Origin of the sequence: Chryseobacterium sp. PvR013, assembly GCF_017833095.1 — a bacterium.
Lineage (GTDB): Bacteria > Bacteroidota > Bacteroidia > Flavobacteriales > Weeksellaceae > Chryseobacterium > Chryseobacterium culicis_A.
On the sequence record NZ_JAFIBT010000001.1, the window covers coordinates 4,304,879 to 4,324,860 of the forward strand.

The 19,982-nt window shown below is 35.4% G+C and carries 19 protein-coding genes and 1 tRNA gene; 17 read left to right on the forward strand and 3 right to left on the reverse strand.

The annotated features are described in order from the left end of the window. Positions 1 to 84 precede the first annotated feature (84 nt). From JOE44_RS19620 to JOE44_RS19675, 12 genes are all read left to right on the forward strand, one after another. Positions 85 to 561 (forward strand): lipocalin family protein, encoded by a 477-nt coding sequence (locus tag JOE44_RS19620; protein ID WP_209786887.1) that lies wholly within the window; start codon positions 85 to 87, stop codon positions 559 to 561. A gap of 170 nt (positions 562 to 731) precedes the next feature. Next, the gene (leuS, locus tag JOE44_RS19625) at positions 732 to 3,545 is read left to right on the forward strand and encodes a leucine--tRNA ligase (RefSeq protein ID WP_209786888.1); all 2,814 of its coding nucleotides are present in this window, start codon (positions 732 to 734) and stop codon (positions 3,543 to 3,545) included. Between the two features lie 240 nt (positions 3,546 to 3,785). Beyond that, on the forward strand, positions 3,786 to 4,649 hold the full coding sequence (locus JOE44_RS19630; RefSeq protein ID WP_209786889.1) for a MotA/TolQ/ExbB proton channel family protein: 864 nt from the start codon (positions 3,786 to 3,788) through the stop codon (positions 4,647 to 4,649). 61 nt (positions 4,650 to 4,710) lie between these two features. Next, positions 4,711 to 5,313: a biopolymer transporter ExbD gene (locus JOE44_RS19635; RefSeq protein WP_209786890.1), complete on the forward strand. Its 603-nt coding sequence runs from the start codon at positions 4,711 to 4,713 to the stop codon at positions 5,311 to 5,313. A 14-nt stretch (positions 5,314 to 5,327) separates the two neighbouring features. Beyond that, on the forward strand, positions 5,328 to 5,894 hold the full coding sequence (locus JOE44_RS19640; protein WP_209786891.1) for a biopolymer transporter ExbD: 567 nt from the start codon (positions 5,328 to 5,330) through the stop codon (positions 5,892 to 5,894). Between the two features lie 28 nt (positions 5,895 to 5,922). Further along, positions 5,923 to 6,762, forward strand: coding sequence for an energy transducer TonB (locus JOE44_RS19645; protein ID WP_105681685.1), 840 nt, complete (start codon positions 5,923 to 5,925; stop codon positions 6,760 to 6,762). Between the two features lie 75 nt (positions 6,763 to 6,837). After that, the gene (locus JOE44_RS19650) at positions 6,838 to 7,035 is read left to right on the forward strand and encodes a DUF308 domain-containing protein (RefSeq protein ID WP_209786892.1); all 198 of its coding nucleotides are present in this window, start codon (positions 6,838 to 6,840) and stop codon (positions 7,033 to 7,035) included. Further along, positions 7,025 to 7,897, forward strand: coding sequence for a substrate-binding domain-containing protein (locus JOE44_RS19655; protein WP_209786893.1), 873 nt, complete (start codon positions 7,025 to 7,027; stop codon positions 7,895 to 7,897). Before JOE44_RS19650 ends, JOE44_RS19655 begins: the two co-directional genes overlap by 11 nt. Before the next feature lie 89 nt (positions 7,898 to 7,986). After that, positions 7,987 to 9,639 (forward strand): tetratricopeptide repeat protein, encoded by a 1,653-nt coding sequence (locus JOE44_RS19660; RefSeq protein ID WP_209786894.1) that lies wholly within the window; start codon positions 7,987 to 7,989, stop codon positions 9,637 to 9,639. 82 nt (positions 9,640 to 9,721) lie between these two features. After that, positions 9,722 to 10,441 (forward strand): bacillithiol biosynthesis deacetylase BshB1, encoded by a 720-nt coding sequence (bshB1, locus tag JOE44_RS19665; RefSeq protein WP_209786895.1) that lies wholly within the window; start codon positions 9,722 to 9,724, stop codon positions 10,439 to 10,441. Positions 10,442 to 10,476: 35 nt separating this feature from the next. Further along, positions 10,477 to 10,552: transfer RNA gene (locus JOE44_RS19670), tRNA-His, on the forward strand. Between the two features lie 256 nt (positions 10,553 to 10,808). After that, positions 10,809 to 13,136, forward strand: coding sequence for a VCBS repeat-containing protein (locus JOE44_RS19675; protein ID WP_209786896.1), 2,328 nt, complete (start codon positions 10,809 to 10,811; stop codon positions 13,134 to 13,136). 219 nt (positions 13,137 to 13,355) lie between these two features. Here JOE44_RS19675 and JOE44_RS19680 read toward each other — a convergent pair whose 3' ends face one another. Continuing rightward, positions 13,356 to 13,691 carry a DUF3276 family protein gene (locus JOE44_RS19680; protein WP_034701927.1) on the reverse strand — a complete coding sequence of 112 codons (336 nt, stop codon included), beginning with the start codon at positions 13,689 to 13,691 and terminating at the stop codon, positions 13,356 to 13,358. 99 nt (positions 13,692 to 13,790) lie between these two features. Further along, on the reverse strand, positions 13,791 to 15,452 hold the full coding sequence (locus tag JOE44_RS19685; protein WP_209786897.1) for an ABC transporter ATP-binding protein: 1,662 nt from the start codon (positions 15,450 to 15,452) through the stop codon (positions 13,791 to 13,793). A gap of 91 nt (positions 15,453 to 15,543) precedes the next feature. On the opposite strand from JOE44_RS19685, the gene JOE44_RS19690 reads away from it, so the two are divergent. From JOE44_RS19690 to JOE44_RS19710, 5 genes are all read left to right on the forward strand, one after another. Then, the gene (locus tag JOE44_RS19690) at positions 15,544 to 16,449 is read left to right on the forward strand and encodes a transcription antitermination protein NusB (protein ID WP_209786898.1); all 906 of its coding nucleotides are present in this window, start codon (positions 15,544 to 15,546) and stop codon (positions 16,447 to 16,449) included. A 1-nt stretch (position 16,450) separates the two neighbouring features. Next, complete coding sequence (locus JOE44_RS19695; protein WP_209786899.1) at positions 16,451 to 16,957, forward strand: DUF1573 domain-containing protein; 507 nt, start codon at positions 16,451 to 16,453, stop codon at positions 16,955 to 16,957. A gap of 10 nt (positions 16,958 to 16,967) precedes the next feature. After that, positions 16,968 to 17,330: a preprotein translocase subunit YajC gene (gene yajC, locus JOE44_RS19700; protein ID WP_209786900.1), complete on the forward strand. Its 363-nt coding sequence runs from the start codon at positions 16,968 to 16,970 to the stop codon at positions 17,328 to 17,330. Between the two features lie 114 nt (positions 17,331 to 17,444). Continuing rightward, complete coding sequence (locus JOE44_RS19705; RefSeq protein WP_209786901.1) at positions 17,445 to 18,179, forward strand: SDR family NAD(P)-dependent oxidoreductase; 735 nt, start codon at positions 17,445 to 17,447, stop codon at positions 18,177 to 18,179. 306 nt (positions 18,180 to 18,485) lie between these two features. Then, entirely contained in the window at positions 18,486 to 19,331 is an 846-nt protein-coding gene (locus JOE44_RS19710) for a mechanosensitive ion channel family protein (protein ID WP_209786902.1), read from the forward strand. A 75-nt stretch (positions 19,332 to 19,406) separates the two neighbouring features. Here JOE44_RS19710 and JOE44_RS19715 read toward each other — a convergent pair whose 3' ends face one another. Then, positions 19,407 to 19,952 (reverse strand): hypothetical protein, encoded by a 546-nt coding sequence (locus JOE44_RS19715; RefSeq protein WP_209786903.1) that lies wholly within the window; start codon positions 19,950 to 19,952, stop codon positions 19,407 to 19,409. Positions 19,953 to 19,982 lie beyond the last annotated feature (30 nt).

Consider the following 19,982-nt stretch of genomic DNA (forward strand, 5'->3'; position numbering starts at 1 on the left):
TAAACGTCAATGAAATAATTTTTCATAAAAAATAGTAATATAAATCAAAAAAATTATAATTTTAGCGCTTGAAAAAATTGATCTATGAAGAAATTAGCATTACTATTTGCAGGTTTGTCTTTGTTTGTTGCAGCTACTGGCTGTAGCGATAACAATGATACTGTTCTGGAAGCTCCTCTTGTTGGGACATGGCAACCGTTAAAAGAAGTAGTTACCACTGTAGAAGTTGGTGAAGACCCGGTTTCTAACACGATTACTTATACTGACTGTCAGAAACAGACAAGATGGTGGTTCAGCCCTGATTCCAAAGGTGGGAAAACAAACTGGGGAGATACTGCTACCCCTGGTCAGTGTGCTATTCTTTCAGATATAAAATTTAATTATACCTATAACAAGGAAGGAAAAGACGTTCAGATGAAAATTCAGGGAATAGTAGAGCCGCAAAATGCAAAAGTTATTACTTTGGATGCCAATACGCTCAATCTTGCAGTAAGAGAAGAGACTCAGGATCCTACTATATTCCAAACTAGAACTTATACATTTAAAAGAGTTCCTCAATAATAATATACTTCAGGACATAAAAATAGATCTCATCCCAGGATGGGATTTTTTTGTTGAGGGTAAATGGTAATTCATCATAAATTCAATTTCTATTTACTTTAAAATCATTAATTTTGTGAATCTTGTTAAAAAGAAAAATAATTCAGTCTAACATATAACATATATATAAAGTGTTTTACGATCATCAGCAGATAGAAAAAAAGTGGCAGAAATACTGGGAGGAAAATCAAACCTATAAAACCTCTAATAATACAGATAAACCCAAGTTTTATGTACTCGATATGTTTCCGTATCCATCCGGAGCAGGACTTCACGTAGGTCACCCGCTGGGATATATTGCCTCGGATATCTATGCGAGATATAAAAGACATCAGGGGTTTAATGTTCTTCACCCGGTAGGATATGACAGCTTTGGACTTCCTGCTGAACAGTATGCTATCCAGACAGGACAGCATCCGGCTATTACTACAGAACAGAATATCAATAGATACGAAGAGCAGCTGAGAAAAATCGGTTTCTCATTCGACTGGAGCAGAGAAGTAAGAACTTCAGATGCTTCTTATTATAAATGGACGCAATGGATTTTTATCCAGTTGTATCACTCATGGTATAATAAAAATACAGACAAGGCAGAAGCTATTGATTCTTTGATTAAGCATTTTGAAGAAAAAGGAACAGAAGGATTACATGCTAATCAGAATGATGAATTAAATTTCACAGCAGAAGAATGGAAAATTGCTTCTGATCTTGATAAAGAAGATATCCTGTTAAACTATCGTCTTTCTTACAGAGCTGAAACCACTGTAAACTGGTGTCCTGCATTAGGAACAGTATTGGCCAATGATGAAGTGAAAGACGGTAAATCTGAAAGAGGAGGATTCCCTGTTTTCCAAAAGAAAATGATGCAGTGGAGCATGAGAATCTCTGCATACTCTGAAAGATTATTACAAGGATTAAGTACATTAGACTGGCCACAGCCATTGAAAGATTCTCAGGAATACTGGATTGGAAAATCTCAGGGAGCACAGGTTCAGTTTCAGGTAGAAGGTCATGACGAAATTGTTGAGGTGTTTACTACAAGACCTGATACCATCTTTGGAGCTACTTTCATGGTATTGGCTCCGGAAAATCCTTTGGTAGAAACCATTACTACGGATGCTCAAAAAGTAGAAGTAGATACTTATATTGAAGAAACTTCCAAAAAAACAGAGAGAGACAGAATGTCTGACGTGAAAAACGTGAGCGGTGCTTTCACAGGAAGTTATGCAATCAATCCGTTCAGCAACGAAAAAATGCCGATCTATATTTCAGACTATGTATTGATGGGATATGGAACAGGTGCTGTGATGGCAGTTCCGGCACATGACGAACGTGATCATAGATTTGCAAAGAAATTCAACCTTGAAATTAAAAAAGTTGTAGAAACTGAAGAAGACGTTCAGGAAAAATCTTTTGATTCCAAAGACTCCGTTTGTGTAAACTCTGATTTCTTAAACGGATTGAATTATAATGAGGCAAAGTCAAAAATAATTTCAGAGATCGAAACGAAAGGAATCGGTCATGGAACTACAAATTACAGACAGCGTGATGCTATTTTCTCAAGACAGCGTTATTGGGGAGAACCGGTTCCTATATATTATAAGGATGGGATGCCTTACACGTTGCCGGCTTCTGCTTTACCATTGGAACTTCCTGAAGTTGAAAAATATTTACCTACAGAAGACGGAGATCCTCCATTAGGAAATGCAAAAGAATTTGCATGGGATGAAGCTAACCAGAAGGTAGTTGCTACAGAACTGGTGGATAATAAAACAATTTTCCCGTTAGAATTATCTACCATGCCAGGTTGGGCAGGAAGCTCATGGTATTTCCTGAGGTATATGGATCCGCAAAATGACGGAGAATTCTGTGCAAAGAATCTTTCAGATTATTGGGGACAGGTAGACCTATATATAGGAGGAAGCGAACATGCAACCGGGCACTTGTTATATTCCCGTTTCTGGAACATGTTCTTAAAAGACAGAGGATATATTAATCATGATGAGCCATTCCAGAAATTGATCAACCAGGGGATGATCTTAGGAATGAGTGCATTTGTATACAGAATTGATGGAACTAATCAATATGTATCTAAAAATTTAGCTAAAGATTACCAGACTCAGCAGATTCACGTAGACGTATCCTTATTAAAAGGTACTTCTGATGAATTGGATACTGAAGCTTTCAAAGCATGGAGACCGGATTATGCTAATGCAGAATTTATTCTTGAAGATGGAAAATACATCACAGACCGTGAAGTAGAAAAAATGTCCAAGTCAAAATATAACGTAGTAAATCCTGATGATATCTGTGAAGAATACGGAGCGGATGGGCTAAGATTATATGAAATGTTCTTAGGACCATTGGAGCAATCCAAGCCTTGGAATACACAAGGGCTAAGCGGAGTATATGGTTTCCTTAAAAAATTCTGGAACCTGTATTTCAACGGCGAAGTATTTGAAGTTTCAGACGAAGAACCTTCAAAAGCAGAATACAAAGTTTTACATACCTTAATAAAGAAGGTCGTATATGATATTGAAAATTTCTCTTTCAATACCTCTGTATCTTCATTTATGATTGCGGTGAACGAGCTTCAGAAAATAAAATGCAACAAGCGCAATATTTTAGAACCACTAGCCGTTATCATTTCTCCGTATGCTCCTCACATCTGTGAAGAACTATGGAGTTTATTAGGACACGATACATCGATAGAATTTGAAAGATTCCCGGCATTAAATGAAGATTATCTGGTTGAAGACGAAATTGAGTATCCGGTAAGCGTAAATGGTAAAATGAAGTTCAAAATTTCACTTTCAGCTCAATTATCTGCCAAGGAAGTGGAAGATTTGGTGATTTCGAACGAGAAAATGCAACAGATTTTGGAGGGTAAAACCCCTAAAAAAATCATTGTAGTCCCTCACCGTATTGTGAATATCGTAATTTAAAAAAAAATTAACATTGGGAAATTAAAAAAAATGGGTGTCTTATTTTTTTGATTTTTTAATTCAAATGTTAAATTTGGAAAAAATAAATAAAATAATTTAAAATAATTACTATTTCGAAATCGTATTAAATTTTCTTTATCAAAAAAAAGCAAAATGTTTAATTAAGACTCTTGCATTTTAATTAATTTTGCCTTTAATTTACACCCTGTAAAATTTTAAAACAATATAATTTAGTTAAATATGGAAATGAATGTTTCAAAAAATGATGAGCAAGTAGTTGCTAGAAAGGCAGGAGGTTTAAATCCAGCTGTTATTATTCCTATTCTATTTGCTATAGGAATATGTATTTATTTATTCGTTCTTGGTAGCCCAGGAAACTTTAAAGATGCAGATAAACTAGGAAGTGGTTCTGTAGCTTTTTCAAGTGTTGAAGGAAAAGACATTCACCCAGAATCGTTCTTAGGTATTATCTACAAAGGAGGGGTTATCGTACCAATCTTGATTACTTTCATGATTACTGTAATCGTTTTCTCTTTTGAAAGATATTTCGTTCTTGGTAAAGCAGCTGGAAAAGGAAACTTAGACAACTTCGTTGTTCAAGTAAGAAGCTTACTAAACCAAAACAAAATTGACGAAGCTATCGAAGAGTGTGACAGACAACAAGGTTCTGTTGGTAACGTAGTAAAAGAAGGTCTTACTACTTACAAAGCACTTTCTCACGATACTACATTAAATAAAGAGCAGAAAATGGTAGCTCTTAACAAAGCTATCGAAGAAGCTACTACTCTTGAGATGCCAATGCTTGAGAAAAACATGATGATCCTTTCTACTTTAGGTACTGTTGCAACGCTAATCGCACTTCTTGGTACTGTAATCGGGATGATCAAAGCGTTCTTTGCATTAGGTTCAGGAGGTGGTACTCCAGATGCTGCTGCTCTATCTACAGGTATCTCTGAAGCCTTGATTAACACGGCATTAGGTATTGGTACTTCAGCAATCGCTATTATCCTTTATAACTTCTTTACATCTAAAATTGATGGATTAACTTACAAGATCGACGAGATCTCTATGAGTATCCAACAATCTTTTGCTGAATTCAACTAAGAATTAGCAGGATATTTGCATTAGCAATTAAAAGAAGTTTAATTAAAAATATTTTATAATAATGGCGAGAGTCAAACCTAAAAGACATGGAGTCGTAACGGACATGACCGCAATGTGTGACGTTGCGTTCCTACTTCTTACGTTCTTTATCTTGACCACTCAGTTTAAAAAACCTGACGTGGAGCAGATCAAACCGCCATCTTCAATTTCGGAAAAATTGCTTCCTGATGCTAGTTTAATGACTATCAACGCTACTCCGGATGGGAAATTCTATTTCCAACCAGTAGACAATGCATCAGAAAGACTTGCTCTTTTGGATAAAATGGGACAAAAGTATGGTATTACTTTTGACAACAATCAAAAAGCAGCTTTCCAGAAAGTTCAGGCAATTGGAGTTCCAATGAACCAGCTTAAAGGGTACTTGGATATGCCTGCAGATGAGCAGAAAAATTATAAGAGTCCATCAGGTATTCCTATGGACAGTACAAATAAACAATTAATTGATTGGGTAAAAGAAAGTTTGAGCGTTAACCCTGACTACAAGTTAGCTATTAAAGGTGACGTTACAACTCAATACCCTAAAGTTAAAAGTCTATTTGAGGGTTTAAGAGATATTGATTTTCTTAAATTTTGGTTGATTACATCACAAGAAGGTAAACCATAATAATATCATTAGAAATGGCAGAAGTACAAGTACAAGAAAAAGGCGGAAAGGGCGGCAAGGTTCGCTCCAAGAAGCAAAATACCAGAGTCGATATGACTCCTATGGTGGACTTGGGTTTTCTATTGATTACCTTCTTTATGTTCACAACTACATTCAGTAAACCGAATGTGATGGATTTGGGTCTTCCGGCTAAACCGAAAGATGAAAAACAAAAACCACCTCCAACAGAAATTAAACTTTCTAACTCAATTTCTATTTTATTAGGAAAAAATAACAGAGTTTTTTGGCACCAACAGGATGCTACTTCCTTGAATGATCAGACTCTTATGGAAACTACTCTTGATAGAGAAGGAATTAGAAAAGTAATTCAGCAGGCAAAATCTAGAGCTGCAGATCAAACGAAATTTACCGTGATCATTAAGCCAACTGATGATGCTATATATAAGAACTTTGTTGATATTCTTGACGAAATGGCAATTACCAAAAGTGAGCAGTACGGTGTTACTGATGTGAAGCCTTGGGAAAAAGCTATTTATGATAAGAAAGTAGGAGGTGCTGCTGCACCAGCTGCTACAAAGTAATTTAACCATAAAATTGTATATCTAATCTATGGCAGATGAAAATGTATACGGTCAGAATCTTACTTTAGACGAGATCGTATTTGAAAATAGAAACAAGGAATATGGTGCCTATGATATTAGACATCAGTATCCGAGACTTTTAACAAAGTCTTTTATCATCGGAACAGCTTTATTCCTTTTGGCAGCTTTGTCTCCGTTCATCTATCTTACGATTAAAAATCTTACAGCTCCGCCTAAACAAGAAGTAAAGGCAGACCTTGTAGATATTATCGAAGAAGAACCAATTATCGAGCAGCCTAAAGACGAAGAACCACCACCACCACCTCCTCCAAAAGAAGAAGAGAAAATTGAGGTGATTCAGAACGTAGTTCCTGAGCCTGTAAAAGCTCCGAAAATTGAAACTCCACCACCTCCAATTTCTAAGCAGTTGGAAACTACAACTGGTTTGAACAATCAGGAGGGGGTAAAGGCTCCAGCTTATACGCCACCGCCACCACCACCATCTACAGGTACTAAAGCTAGTACAGCAGAGGTAAAAGCAAATAACCCTAACGAGATCTATAAAGATGTTGACCAGTCTGCAGAATATCCTGGAGGTATGGGAGCATTAAGAAAATTCTTAGGGGATAACTTTGATACTTCTCTAATGGAAGGAGGTGAAGGAACGCTTAAAACTAAGCTTAAGTTCGTTGTAGAAAAAGACGGAACTGTTTCAAATGTTACTATTGAAGAGAAATCTCCAAATGGCGACTTCAACAGTGAAGCTATGCGTGTAGTTAAGAAACTTAAAAAATGGACTCCTGCGAAGAGAAACGGGGAGAGCGTTAGATCTTACTATAGCGTACCATTTACTATGAACTTTGAATAAGACTTATTTATTCAAAATATAAATAAAAAGAGAAGCATATGCTTCTCTTTTTATTTTTTTTGGTATTTTTGTTACATGATGTTCAATTGGTTATCCCTGGTTACGGGATTGTTTTATATCGTTTTAGGAATTGTAGTGATTGTCTACAAATTCTTCTTTACTAATTTAGAACCTGCTATTGCTTATCCATTGGGAGTAGTGCTTGTTATTTATGGTATTTTCAGAATTTACAGGGCGATCTCAAGAATTAAAAAATCGAGAAATGAAGAATAGTTTTAAGCTTGCAGTAGTTTTTGCTTTGAGCATAATGCTTGCAGGCTGCAAAAAGGAGAAAAACGCTCCTTCCTATCACAAAGGTGATCTTACAATTTTCACTGACGAATCTTTTCAAAGCGTTACAGAGGCATTAGCTGAAGGCTATATGATCAACTATCCTGACACTCACATCAAAGTAGAAACCAAGAAAGAAGATTTAGGACTTCTTGATCTTCTTAAAGGAAGTGCTAAAGCAGTGGTAATGTCCAGAAATCTTAACCCAGAAGAAATAAAAACATATGAGGAAAGAACAGACTTGAAGTTTCTTCCTTCCAAATTTGCTGCAGATGCAGTCGTATTTGTTGTTCCTAAAGATTCTCCGAAAGAAAGTATTTCTATGGAGGAAATCAACAGTGGGCTGATGTCTGATAAAAAAGAATTTATCTTCGACGGAACCAATTCAAGTAATTTGAATTTTGTTGCGGAAAAACTTAAAAAACAACCAAAAGACCTTAAATTTTCCATTATTCCGGGAAATCAACAGATTATCGAGGAATTAGGAAAATATCCGAACAAAATTGGCGTTGTTGGACTTAATACTTTTAGCCGTCCTTATGATAAAACTTCAGAAAGGTTGAGAAATATGGTGAAAGTTCTTCCTGTGGTTGAGAAAGGAAAATCATACACGGCAGATTTCGATGGACTTCGTACCATGGAATATCCGTTTACAAGAGTCCTTTATTTCCTTATTAACGAAGGCAATTTTAATATTGCTAATGGATTTATAAGGTTTTCATGTACCCATTTAGGCCAAAAGATTGTACAGAAAGAAGGTCTGCAGCCTTATAACATATATAAGAGAGAGGTACAAATGCGTTAAAAAAATTAAATTCACAATTTATCCCTAATAAAATATTGATTTGGTCTGAAAATTGTGTAGAATATAACTCAATTATTAGAAAATATAAAATGAAAGATATAATGAATATGAATGTAAAGAAGATTGCTTTTGGAGCAGCCGTGGTATTTTTTACCGGTTTTGCCTCTGCACAGACATTGCAGGATGGTATTAACAGTATAGACAGTGATAAATTTGCGCAGGCAAAAACAAATTTCACTGAAATGATCGCTAAAGAGCCTACAGCTGATAACTACTTCTATTTAGGAAATACTTTCTTAAGACAAGGAGAGCCAGACTATGCTAAAGCAACTGAAAATTTCAACAAAGGTTTAGCTGCTGACAGTAAAAGCTATCTAAACAAAATTGGTTTAGCTGCTGTTAAATTAGGTAAAGGAGATAAAAATGCCATTGCTGAAATTCAAAAAGTAGTTACTGATTCAAGAGAAAAGGATGCTGAAGTGCTGTTCAGAGCGGCAGAAGCTTTAACTTTATTTGAGAAAAACAGTTCACCAGATCTAGCTATCCAGTTTTTGACTAAAGCGATTGAGAAAGCTCAGAAAAAAGGTGTTCCTGCACACTATTACTATACATTAGGAGATGCTTACAGATTAAAGAGAATGCCGGGAGAGGCTATGTCTGCTTATGATAAAGCATTACCTAGTGCTAAAAATAAAGCGTCCGTTTATACAAGAATGGCAACTTTATGGATGGCAGCACAACAATGGCAGCAAGCTAAACAAAACATTGATAAAGCTATTGGGGTAGATGCTACTTATGCTCCTGCATATAAAGCGTTGGCTGGTTATGATATCAGATACCAACAAAATGCAAAAGCAACGCAGGATCTTATCAACTATACAAAATATGCTGACGAAGATCCATATACTCAATTAGAAATTGCTAAGTTATACTTCACGAATGAAGATTATGCAAACTCTAAAATGGTTTTGGATAAAATCTTTGATAAAATCGATGATCCTATTAAGTTCAAATTAAGAGCTTACCAGGCGTATGCAGATAAAAACTATACTGATGCCAAGCAGAATATGGATACTTTCGTTTCTCAGGCTGAAAAAACAAGAGTACAGCCTGCTGACCAAGGTTTACAAGGACTTATCGCTGCAGGTTTAGCAAAAGATGAAAAGGATGCTGCTAAAAAAACAGCTTTAATGACGGAAGCTCAGCAGAAAGTTGCTATTGCAAAAGCTGCTAAAGATGAGACCATGAAATGGGATCTTGAATTAGCTAACATCGCAGGTGGCGGTGGTGTATCTCAATCAGAAGTTGATAAAGGACCTACTAACCCTGCAATTGAAGCATTGAAAAAGCAGGTAGCGGCAAACAACCAGGATTCTGATGCTCTATTTAAATTGGCAACAGCTTACCAGGATATTAAAAACTGGAATGGAGCAATTCTTACATGGCAAAAAATGTCAGCTCTTCTTCCTGACTGGGCTCCTGCATATTACAGCCAGGGGTATTCTTACCAGCAAGCTGGAAACAATGATGCGGCAAAATTGGCTTATGAAAAATTCATCAGTACAGTAAAACCAGCTGATCAGGAGGCTAACAAGCAGACTCTTGCTTACGCTTACTTCGCGGTAGCTTATATGAGCAAAGATTCTGATGCGGCAAAAGCAAAAGATTATGTAGCTAAATCTTTACAGCTAGATCCTACTTATCAGGATGCTGTAAAATTAAATGCAGAAATCAATAAGTAATTTAAATTTTAAATTATAGATATTAAAACTTCCCATTCGTAATGTTTGGGAAGTTTTTATTTTAAATCCTATCTTTGAATCTATGAAAACTGATATACTTGCTTTTGGAGCCCATCCTGATGATGTAGAGCTGGGATGCGGAGGAACTATTGCTAAAATGGTTTCTGAAGGAAAAAAATGTGTGGTTGTAGATCTTACAAGAGGAGAACTGGGAACAAGAGGGACTGATGAAACCAGAAAGTCAGAAGCCGCAGATGCTGCTAAAATCTTAGGACTTTCAGCCAGAGAGAATCTGGGAATGAAAGATGGTTTCTTGGTAAATTCTGAAGAGTACCAAATGAGGATCGTAAAAATGATTCGCAAATACCGTCCGGAAATCGTGTTAGCCAACGCCATTGATGATAGACATCCAGACCATGCAAAAGGAGCGAAATTAGTATCGGATGCGTGCTTTTTGTCCGGACTGAGAAAAATTGAAACGGTATTGGATGGAGAGAATCAGGAAGTATGGAGACCTAAACATGTTTTTCACTATATTCAATGGAAAGATATCAAACCGGAATTTGTAATTGACATTTCAGAACATCTTAATACAAAACTAGAAGCTTGCATGGCCTACAAAACTCAGTTTTATGACCCGACTTCTAAAGAACCCGAGACTCCGATTACCACAAAAGACTTTTATGAGAGCTTAACATACCGAGCACAGGATTTAGGCCGGTTATCGGGAGTTACTTATGCTGAGGGCTTTACGTCTGAGAAATTAATTTCTTTGAAAAATTTTGATGGAATTGTTTGGTAGTTGAGGAAAATGTTCTATATTTGCACTCACAAAACGGTGATTGTAGCTCAGTTGGTTAGAGCGTCGGATTGTGGTTCCGAAGGTCGGGGGTTCGAGACCCCTCATTCACCCAAAGAAAGTACACTTTTTACAAGTGTACTTTTTTATTTTATGTCTGTTTCAAAAAATACAGACACTTCTTTTTCATCCCCTTTCCAAAATCTTTTCTCCGTCATACGTATATAATTCTTAAGCCAGTGTACAAAAATGGTTCTTATTAAGTTCTTTAAAATAAATGTAAAGATTAGTATTGAAACTTTTATATTTGTTTAATCAGAATCATGGGAAGAAATTCTCTTTGAAATGATATCAAATCAAAACTATTAATATGAAAAAACTCTTTATTATTGCTATTGGGCTCTTCTCCATGTTATCATACTCCCAATCAAATCCTCAATCTTATTATAAACGCCTGTTTGATACCAGAGGACTCGACCAGTGGAATGGTAATTCTACAAGTTCGGACCAGCTTGAATTTGCCTGGGGAGTTCCTGCTCATATGGAAGCATTGGTTCTTATGTATGAAAAAACACATGATCCAAAATATGCTAATACTTTGATCAAGTGTATTGGAAATACAATTGATAGAAGGGACGATCTGAGAGATCAGGTGCAGGGATTAAGTAAGATATATGATTACCGGGGATATTCAGGACCTACCTGGTCTACTAACCACTACAATGCAACAATGGATTCAGGCTTGCCTTATTCTCACTTGGTACATAGTGCTAATATTACATATCCTATGGCTAAGTTCGCGGCAATAGTCAAGAATGACACTACTATTCAAAATTTAGTATATAATTCAACGGGTCGTTATGCAGGTCAAAATTATATGACAATTGCTGCTGATCTTGTACAAAAAATAAAAGAAACACTTGATTATCATGGAGATCAATGGTACTTGGAGCCTGGTCCTAGCACCAGCGCTAGTATAGGTTACTATAAAGAACGGAATGATAATCCACCAGTAAATTATGCAGATGAAATCTTACCTTTTAACATGCAAAGTTCTGTTGGAAGAGTGCTGGTACAGATGTACAGGGCAACGGATGAGAACGATTATCTTGTCCAGCTCAATCAAATCGCTAATTTTATAAAAGCAAATACCCAACTTAATTCCACTTTGGGATCAAATGTCTGGACCTATTGGAAACACGATGACTTACGTGAAGATATTTCCCACGCTGATTTGACAGCAGCGTTTCCTTATGAATGTAATAAGTATGGTATTTCAATCAATGGAAGCCTTATTTATACCACTGCAGATATAAATGCGTATACTAAAACGTTGACGAAAGATATTTATATCTCTCCTTTACATATAAAAAATGGGGTCAATTATAATGGTGAGAATTGGAATATCAAGTATAATATTAATACCTCTGATCCTACTTTAACTCCTCGATATGGAACTTATACGGCATATTTATGGTTGTATTTATCTCAATATGATGATAAAACATTATATCAGATAGTTTCTGATTTACAGGCTGCCAAGAATTATTATAGTAACATAACTGTATTTGATTCGTCTATCACCTGGGCACTTTTATCAAATTTTGAAAATTTAATTGTACCTGTCAATACAGATCACGAGTATGGTGAAGATTCTGACTGGAGAGGAGTTGCCAGCGGTAATTTTGATGGAGACAGCGATGATGAATTCGTTGTCTTAAGAAATTTTGATGGATTGATGCAGACTTTGGAGCCCCATGATAGAGCATTTCAACAAGTTACCAGCAGTAAGGTATTGGGTGCTTCATATAACTGGAAAGGATTAGCTGCCGGTGATTTTTTTGGAGATAATAAAAGTGAAATGATAGCTTTAAGTGATCATGCAGATGCCGACAAAAATGGTTTATATGTTTTAAAAGTTGAAAACGGTAATATTGTTGAGCATACAAAGTATACAGGCTGGGGAGCACAATCAGAATGGGTGGGCGTTACAGCCGGAAACTTTATCAGCGGCGGAAAGGATGATGTGATTACAGTAAGAAATTTTAATAAAGAAGTCAAGGTGTATAGATTTGTTGGCACAGATATGCAATCAGTGTATTTAAATACACTTAATCTGCCTGCGAATTCTAAAATCAAAGCAGTTGCGTCAGGTGATCTTGATAAAGATGGTAAAGATGAAATCGTACTGCTTGTTGATGCTGACGATAATAATTTAATACATAATGGTCTCCATGTTTACCGTGTCAATGATAGTGGTGTTCTCACAGAAATCACTGAATTTACAAACTGGGGTTCAGCTTCAGACTGGAAAGGTTTGGCTGTTGGAGACATTGATGCTGATGGTGCTGCTGAAATTATTGCTCACAGAAACTTTGATGGCGATTATAAATTATTTAAATTGAATGGAAATACTTTATTAGGTGTTACCTCTGAAAAGTTTCCGCTTCTGCAAACCCAAAATAATGTAATGTGTTTCGGAAATTTTGATTCAAGTACTAAGAATGAAGAATTGGTTACTCTCAGAAAAGATGGAGGCATTGTTATGTTTTCTGCTGCGCAAGTTACAAACAGTGTGAATAACATGAACAACAGAAGTGCAGATCCTTGTAAAGACGGATTGCCAACCGAATTATTCAGTTTCCTGAAATCAGAATCTGATAAGGACGAATTAAAAGAAATGATATCTGTAAGATGATTGGAGAATCAGTAATGACGAATTTCAAATATAAATATTCATCATAATTATCAATAGAAACGGGCTTTAGCCCGTTTTTTTATATATAAATAACCAATGGCTTTAGCCAAACTCTATTATGATATGTGTTGTAACAATAAAATCCTGGATAGACTCCCTGATGGCAGCGCATAAAAAAAGCATCTTTTTCAGATGCTTGTGTTTTTAGATATTCTTTTTTTAAACTTCGTCGTCAGAATCAATTGTGAATGATTTGCTTTTGAAGTCTTTATCATGTTTTTCTGAAATTACATCCTCACCCTTTTCATTAATGATGAAATCTGTGGACTCATTAAACATCTCCTGGAAACTCTTAAAATCTTCCTTGTAAAGGTAAATTTTATGCTTCTCGAATGTAGCTTCCCCATTCTCTCCGAAATTCTTCTTACTCTCAGTGATTGTAAGATAATAATCTCCTGCTTTCGTCTCGCGCACATCAAAGAAATAAGTTCTTCTCCCTGCTTTTAACACCTTCGTGAAAATCTCATTTTCATGGCGTTCCTTGTATTCACTCATTGTTAGATATTTTTTAATCTTGTTAAGAACAAATATAAAAGAATTCTTTTAATCACAAAATTTTTTTTATGATTTATTTAACAATTGAGAACGAAATGGCTAAGCAGTTACAGAATTGGCAATTTCGGTAAGGTTGATAATTTGATGGGCTTTTTGAGCGCTAGACTCTCTGTGTGTGATAATTATGGAAGTCGCATTACTGATTTTTTTATCAATATTTTCCAGAATATTCTGCTCCGTTTCAGTGTCTAATGCAGACAAGGAATCATCAAAAATAATGATATTAGGATCCTTAATTAAGGCTCTTGCGATACAAATTCTTTGCTTTTGTCCCCCGGAAAGCATAACTCCCCGTTCACCTACAAGTGTTTTATATTCATCTTTAAACTCCACAATATTTTTGTGAACATCGGCAATATTTGCGTACTCTACCACTTTCTCATGAGAAGGATTATCAATCGCAAAACCAATATTATTTTCGATAGAATCAGAGAATAGATAGCTCTCCTGAGGAATATATCCGATAAAGTTTCTGTAGTTGTACAGATTATGATCTTTCAGATTTTTGCCATCAATCAGGATCTCTCCTTCACTAGGATCAATCAGTCTGCATAAAAGCAAGGCAATCGTTGATTTTCCGCTTCCGGTTTTACCCATAATAGCTAATGATTCTCCGGCTTTTACAGTAAAACTTAAATTATCCAGCGCTTTGATTCCTGTATTAGGATATATATAAGAAACGTTTCTGAATTCTATATCTCCTTTGATAGGATAATTTTCAAAATTGGTATTAACAATCTCAGACTTTTTATCCATAAATTCATTGATCCTCTGCATCGATGCTTCAGCTCTCTGATTGACGGAAGTTACCCATCCTACCATAGAGAAAGGGAAAATCAGGGTGTTGATATACATAAAGAAATCTGCAATTTTACCGATACTCAATTCCCCTGCAATATATTTGGATCCTCCAATCCAGATGACCGCTACGTTTAATAATCCGATGACAAAAAGAATAATAGTAAAGAAATACGCTTCTGTTTTGGCAAGATCTAATGCTTTATTTTGATAATCTGTGACTTTTACCCCGTAGTTTTTCTCAATATATTTTTCTCTCGCGAAAAATTTCACCACCCGAATTCCGGAAAAGCTGTCCTGTACAAAAGTGGAAATCGCAGACTGGCTTTTCTGCATGATCTTCGACTTTTTGTTAATGATCGAACTTACTTTATAAATGGCATAAGATAAAATCGGAAGCGGAAGTAAAGTCCACATCGTCATAGAAGCATCTGTTTTTACCATGTAAATAGCTGTAATCAATACCAGGACGATCAAATTAGCTACATACATCACTCCGGGACCAAGGTACATTCTTACTGCCACAACATCTTCACTCAATCTGTTCATCAGATCTCCGATGGTGGTCTGCTTATAATCCGTTAAAGATAAATCCTGATAATGTCTGTAGATCTTATTTTTAAGCTCGTATTCTATTCTTCTGGAAGCTACAATAATGGTCTGCCTCATCATGAAAGTGAAGAATCCGGTCAGAAGTGAACAGCCTACAATAATTCCAACATAGATCAAAACCTGATTGTTAAAGCCAAGGTTTCCGTTTTTTGTAAGCTCATCCACAGATTTTCCTACAAACTGTACTTTATATATATTGAAGAAATTACTGGCAATAATAAATAGTACTCCCCAAAACAACAGTATTTTGTGTTTCCAAAAATAGGGGTTTAAGGTTTTAAGCGCTTTCATATAGTTGTACAAAATTACAAAAATGTCATCACACTACGAATTTCATCAATTTTAAATTTTGTATCTTTGCCCCCATAAAAAAGCTCTTTGAATGTTAGGAAGACGACAAATCCGTGAAAAAGTAGTACAGACAGTGTATTCATACTACCAAAATCCTGTAAAGTTTGATGTTTTAGAGAAAAACATGTTTGCTGGTATAGAGAAAATCTATTATCTATACATTTACCAGCTCAATTTTTTGGTGGCTCTTAAAGAATTGGCAGAACACCAGATCGAAATTGGGAAGAACAAATATCTTAAAACTGATTCTGACATTAATCCTAACCAAAAATTCATCAACAACCAGGTATTGCTTAAACTGGAAGAAAATCCTGAAAGATTGTTTTTTACAGGTCAGCATAAGCAGTTGAAATGGGATATGCATGATGATCTATTGGTAAAAACTTTCCAAAGAATTACTGCTGGAAAGCGTTATCAGGATTTCATGAAAGAAGATGGATACTCTTTTGAAGAAGATCAGAAGTTTATCGGAAAATTATTTTTAAGATATATTGCTGAAAATGAAGATTTTCATGATTATCTTGGAGATAAAGAACTTTCATGGTATGATGATATTCACATTGCCAACTCCATGGTACAAAAAACGATCGGTTTCCTGAGAGAAGATGAAGAAAGCAGAACTTTGATCAAAATGATTAAAGATGAAGAAGATAAAACATTCGCTGCAAAATTGTTGAGAGATACTCTGAACAACTGGGAAAACAACGAAAAGAAGCTGGAAGAAAGATTGGAAAACTGGGATCTGGAAAGAGTTTCTTTAATGGATAAAGTAATTTTGTCTACAGCCATTGCAGAGCTTGATAACTTTGCTTTTACCCCTTCAAGAGTGATCATTAATGAATATATTGAAATTGCAAAAGTATTTGCTACAGACCGTTCCAATATCTTCATCAATGGTATTTTAGATAAATATTGTAAAGATCAAAATAGAATATAAAATGAAAAAGACGTTATCAATTATCGCCTTGTCTATTATAGGCTTTGGGTTAATTTCATGTAAAAAGGAGAACAAAGAAACTCAAAGCACTGAAACTGCAACTACTGATTCTGCAGCTGTTGCGGCTCCGGTAACCACTGATTCTGCGGCAGCGCCTGTATCGGGTGAAGCAGCTGCTCCGGTTTCTAATGAACCATCTACTTCTGTAGCTTTATCTGAAAACAGCTTCGATTTTGGAAAAATCAAAAAAGGAGATAAAGTAGAGCACGTATATGAAATTACCAACACAGGGAAAAACCCATTGATCATTTCTGAAGTGAAGCCAGGATGCGGATGTACAGCGCCAGACTTTACAAAAGAACCGATTATGCCGGGTAAAAAAGGAAAAGTTACTTTGCATTTCGATTCTTCAAGCTTTGACGGAAACGTTCAGAAGTATGCAGATGTTTTTGCAAACGTAGAAAAAGCTCCAATCAGATTAACTTTCACAGCAAACATTCAACCATAATATTTACAATATGTTGACACTATTTTTACAGGCAGCAGGTGGATCATCACCAATGATGCTGATCATGATGGGGGTGATGTTTGTAGGATTTTATTTCCTGATGATCAGACCTCAGATGAGAAAACAGAAGCAGGAGAAAAACTTTCAGGAAAACCTTAAAGTAGGAACAAGAGTAGTTCTTACATCAGGTCTTCACGGAAGAATTGCTCAGGTTCAGGATGACGGTTTTGTTATCGAAACATTATCCGGAAAACTGAAATTCGAAAAAGCAGCAGTTTCAAGAGAAATGACAGAAGCTCGTTTTGGAGATAAAGCAAAAACTGCTGAGAAGGCAGAAGACAAAAAAGAAACAGCAACTGAAGAAAAAAAATAATTCAGTCTGAAAATATTTGCTGCGGCGGGTGAACTTCGTTCACCCGCCGCAGCTTTTTTATAGGGTTTTTATATATCGGTGGAATTAGTGGCTAATAAAATTTATCTTTGTCCAATGAATCAAAACACAAATAAAACCGTTCTTATTCTTGGCGCTAATTCAGATGTAGCAAAACAATGTATGATACAATATACTGAAAAAGGGTTTTCAGTCATTGCAGCTTCCCGAAATACAACATCTTTGGACGATTTTATTGATTCAAACAATCTGAACCGCTCACTAATTTCTGTTTTATACTTTGATGCCGCAGATTTTGATTCTCATCATGAATTTTATTCCAGCCTTTCTGTAAAACCTCATATTGTAGTGTATGCTGCAGGCTTTTTAGTAGACAATCAAAAAGCTTTAACTGATTTTAAAGGTGCCAAACAAATGATGGAAGTCAATTATATGGGTGGGGTGTCAATCCTGAGCATTATGGCAATGGATAAAACCAATTCAAACCTGGAAAGAATCATTGGGCTCTCTTCACTGTCCGGAGTAAGAGGAAGAAAAAGTAATTTTGTGTATGGAAGTACAAAAGCCGCATTTACCCAGTTTTTGGCTGGATTAAGACAGGAGTTAGCTTCCCGTAACATCATTGTCAATGCTTTGGTTATTGGTTATATCAGAACAAAGATTAATAAAGGATTGGAATTGAATGAATCCTTGATTATGGAACCGGATTATGTGGCCAAATTTATTGTTAATGCAGGAAACTCCTTTACCATTGTTCCAAATTTTAAATGGAAGATTATCTACCATATTCTTAGACTTTTACCGGAAAGCCTGGCCGCAAAATTACCTTAAGTAATGTTCATTAACATTATTTTTCTTTGATGAATACCACACTTCGGTATCGTTTTTGTAATTCTATGACCTGAAAATTATTTCTTCCTGCAAGATTCAATTTCTGAATGATTATTGAGTAAAGCAGAAACAATCTGTTCTGCTGTCAATCTATTTTAATCTATCATATTTTTACTTTCACTAGGCTGGTGTAAAGTGAATTTCTTTTTGAACCGGAATATACTTTTGTTCAATTTCATTTTAAGTCTTGCAGAAGATGTTAATATCTATTGACATAAATAATAAAACACATACATACGTACAAAAATGGACGATTTAGAACTGAACAACATTCAACAACACTGGGATACCTTAATTTCTTCAGCCATTTCATGGGCACCGAGAATTTTTACTGCAATTATTTCTGCATTATTAATTTATCTTATCGGGTCATGGATGATCAGAATGATTAAGAAACTGGTGGAGAAAGCTTTCAAAAAAAGAAATATGGAAGCTTCTCTACAGCATTTTCTTTTAAATATTATCAACTGGGGACTTAATATTCTGTTGTTTATTGTTGTGGTGACACAGTTGGGAGTACAGACTTCTGCATTTGTCGCAATGATTGGTGCTGCAGGTTTGGCTATAGGTTTAGCTTTGCAGGGATCTCTAACAAATTTTGCAGGTGGAATATTAATTTTACTATTAAAACCTTTTAAAATCGGGGATTTTATTTCTACCAATTCCGGAGTTTCAGGGACGGTAGATGCAATAGATATTTTTCATACAAAACTAATCACTCCGCAAAACCAACTCATCGTTATTCCAAACGGAGTAGTTTCAAATAATAGTATTACCAATTTTACGCAATTAGGAACAAGAAGAACATCATTGGATATAGGGGTTGCCTATGATGCAGATCTAAGACAAACCAAAGATATTTTAATGAATGTTATTAAAAGTAATCAATATGCTCTTGAAACACCTGCGCCGCAAGTAGTGGTGACCCAGCTGGGAGATAGCGCTGTCAATTTATCCATAAGAGTGAGCGCTTCCACTGAAAACTTCTGGGCAATGAATGAAGAATTAATCATCGGTTGTAAAGAAGCTCTCGATAAAGCGGGAATAGGAATTCCTTTTCCACAACGAGATATTCATGTTTATAATCAATAATTATATTTAATTTTTTTAAAGCTCCTGCATTGTATTAATGTAGGAGCTTTTGTTTTAAAATATCGATACAGATTTTTACTTCTCTTTTTTAGAATATTGATGAAGAAAATCTAAGAGAATTTTATATTCATTTTCCTTAAACTCTGGTTCTGTAAAAATGAAATTGATCTTATTATTAACCATATTTAAAATAAGATATTGATCAATAATTTTGTAATGAGTTTTGTTCCAGACACAGTTGATGGTATGGAATGGGTTTTTAACAGTGATACTCTCCTTATTAAGCGTTACAAAACTGATTTCATCATCTTTTCTTCTGAGGTTTTCAATTTGTTCTTCTATTAAGTTGAAGGTTTTATTTTTAGTAGTGAAATATTGATATAAAAGCAAGAAAATATATCCTATAAATAAAAAACTTCCATATTTAAAAATGATGGAAACCGGACCTAGATTAAGAGATTTTAAAGGGAGAAATCCCAGTGCAAGAAATAGCAGAGCATATATGACTGCTTTTTTTAGTTCAACGAATTGCTTTTTCCATATATACCGAAAGAAAAATTTCTGATTTTCCCTTTCAGTATCTTCATTGAAATATAATGGTAATTTGACTGCTTCCTCCATGATAAAAGTTTTGGGTGCAAAAATATTGAA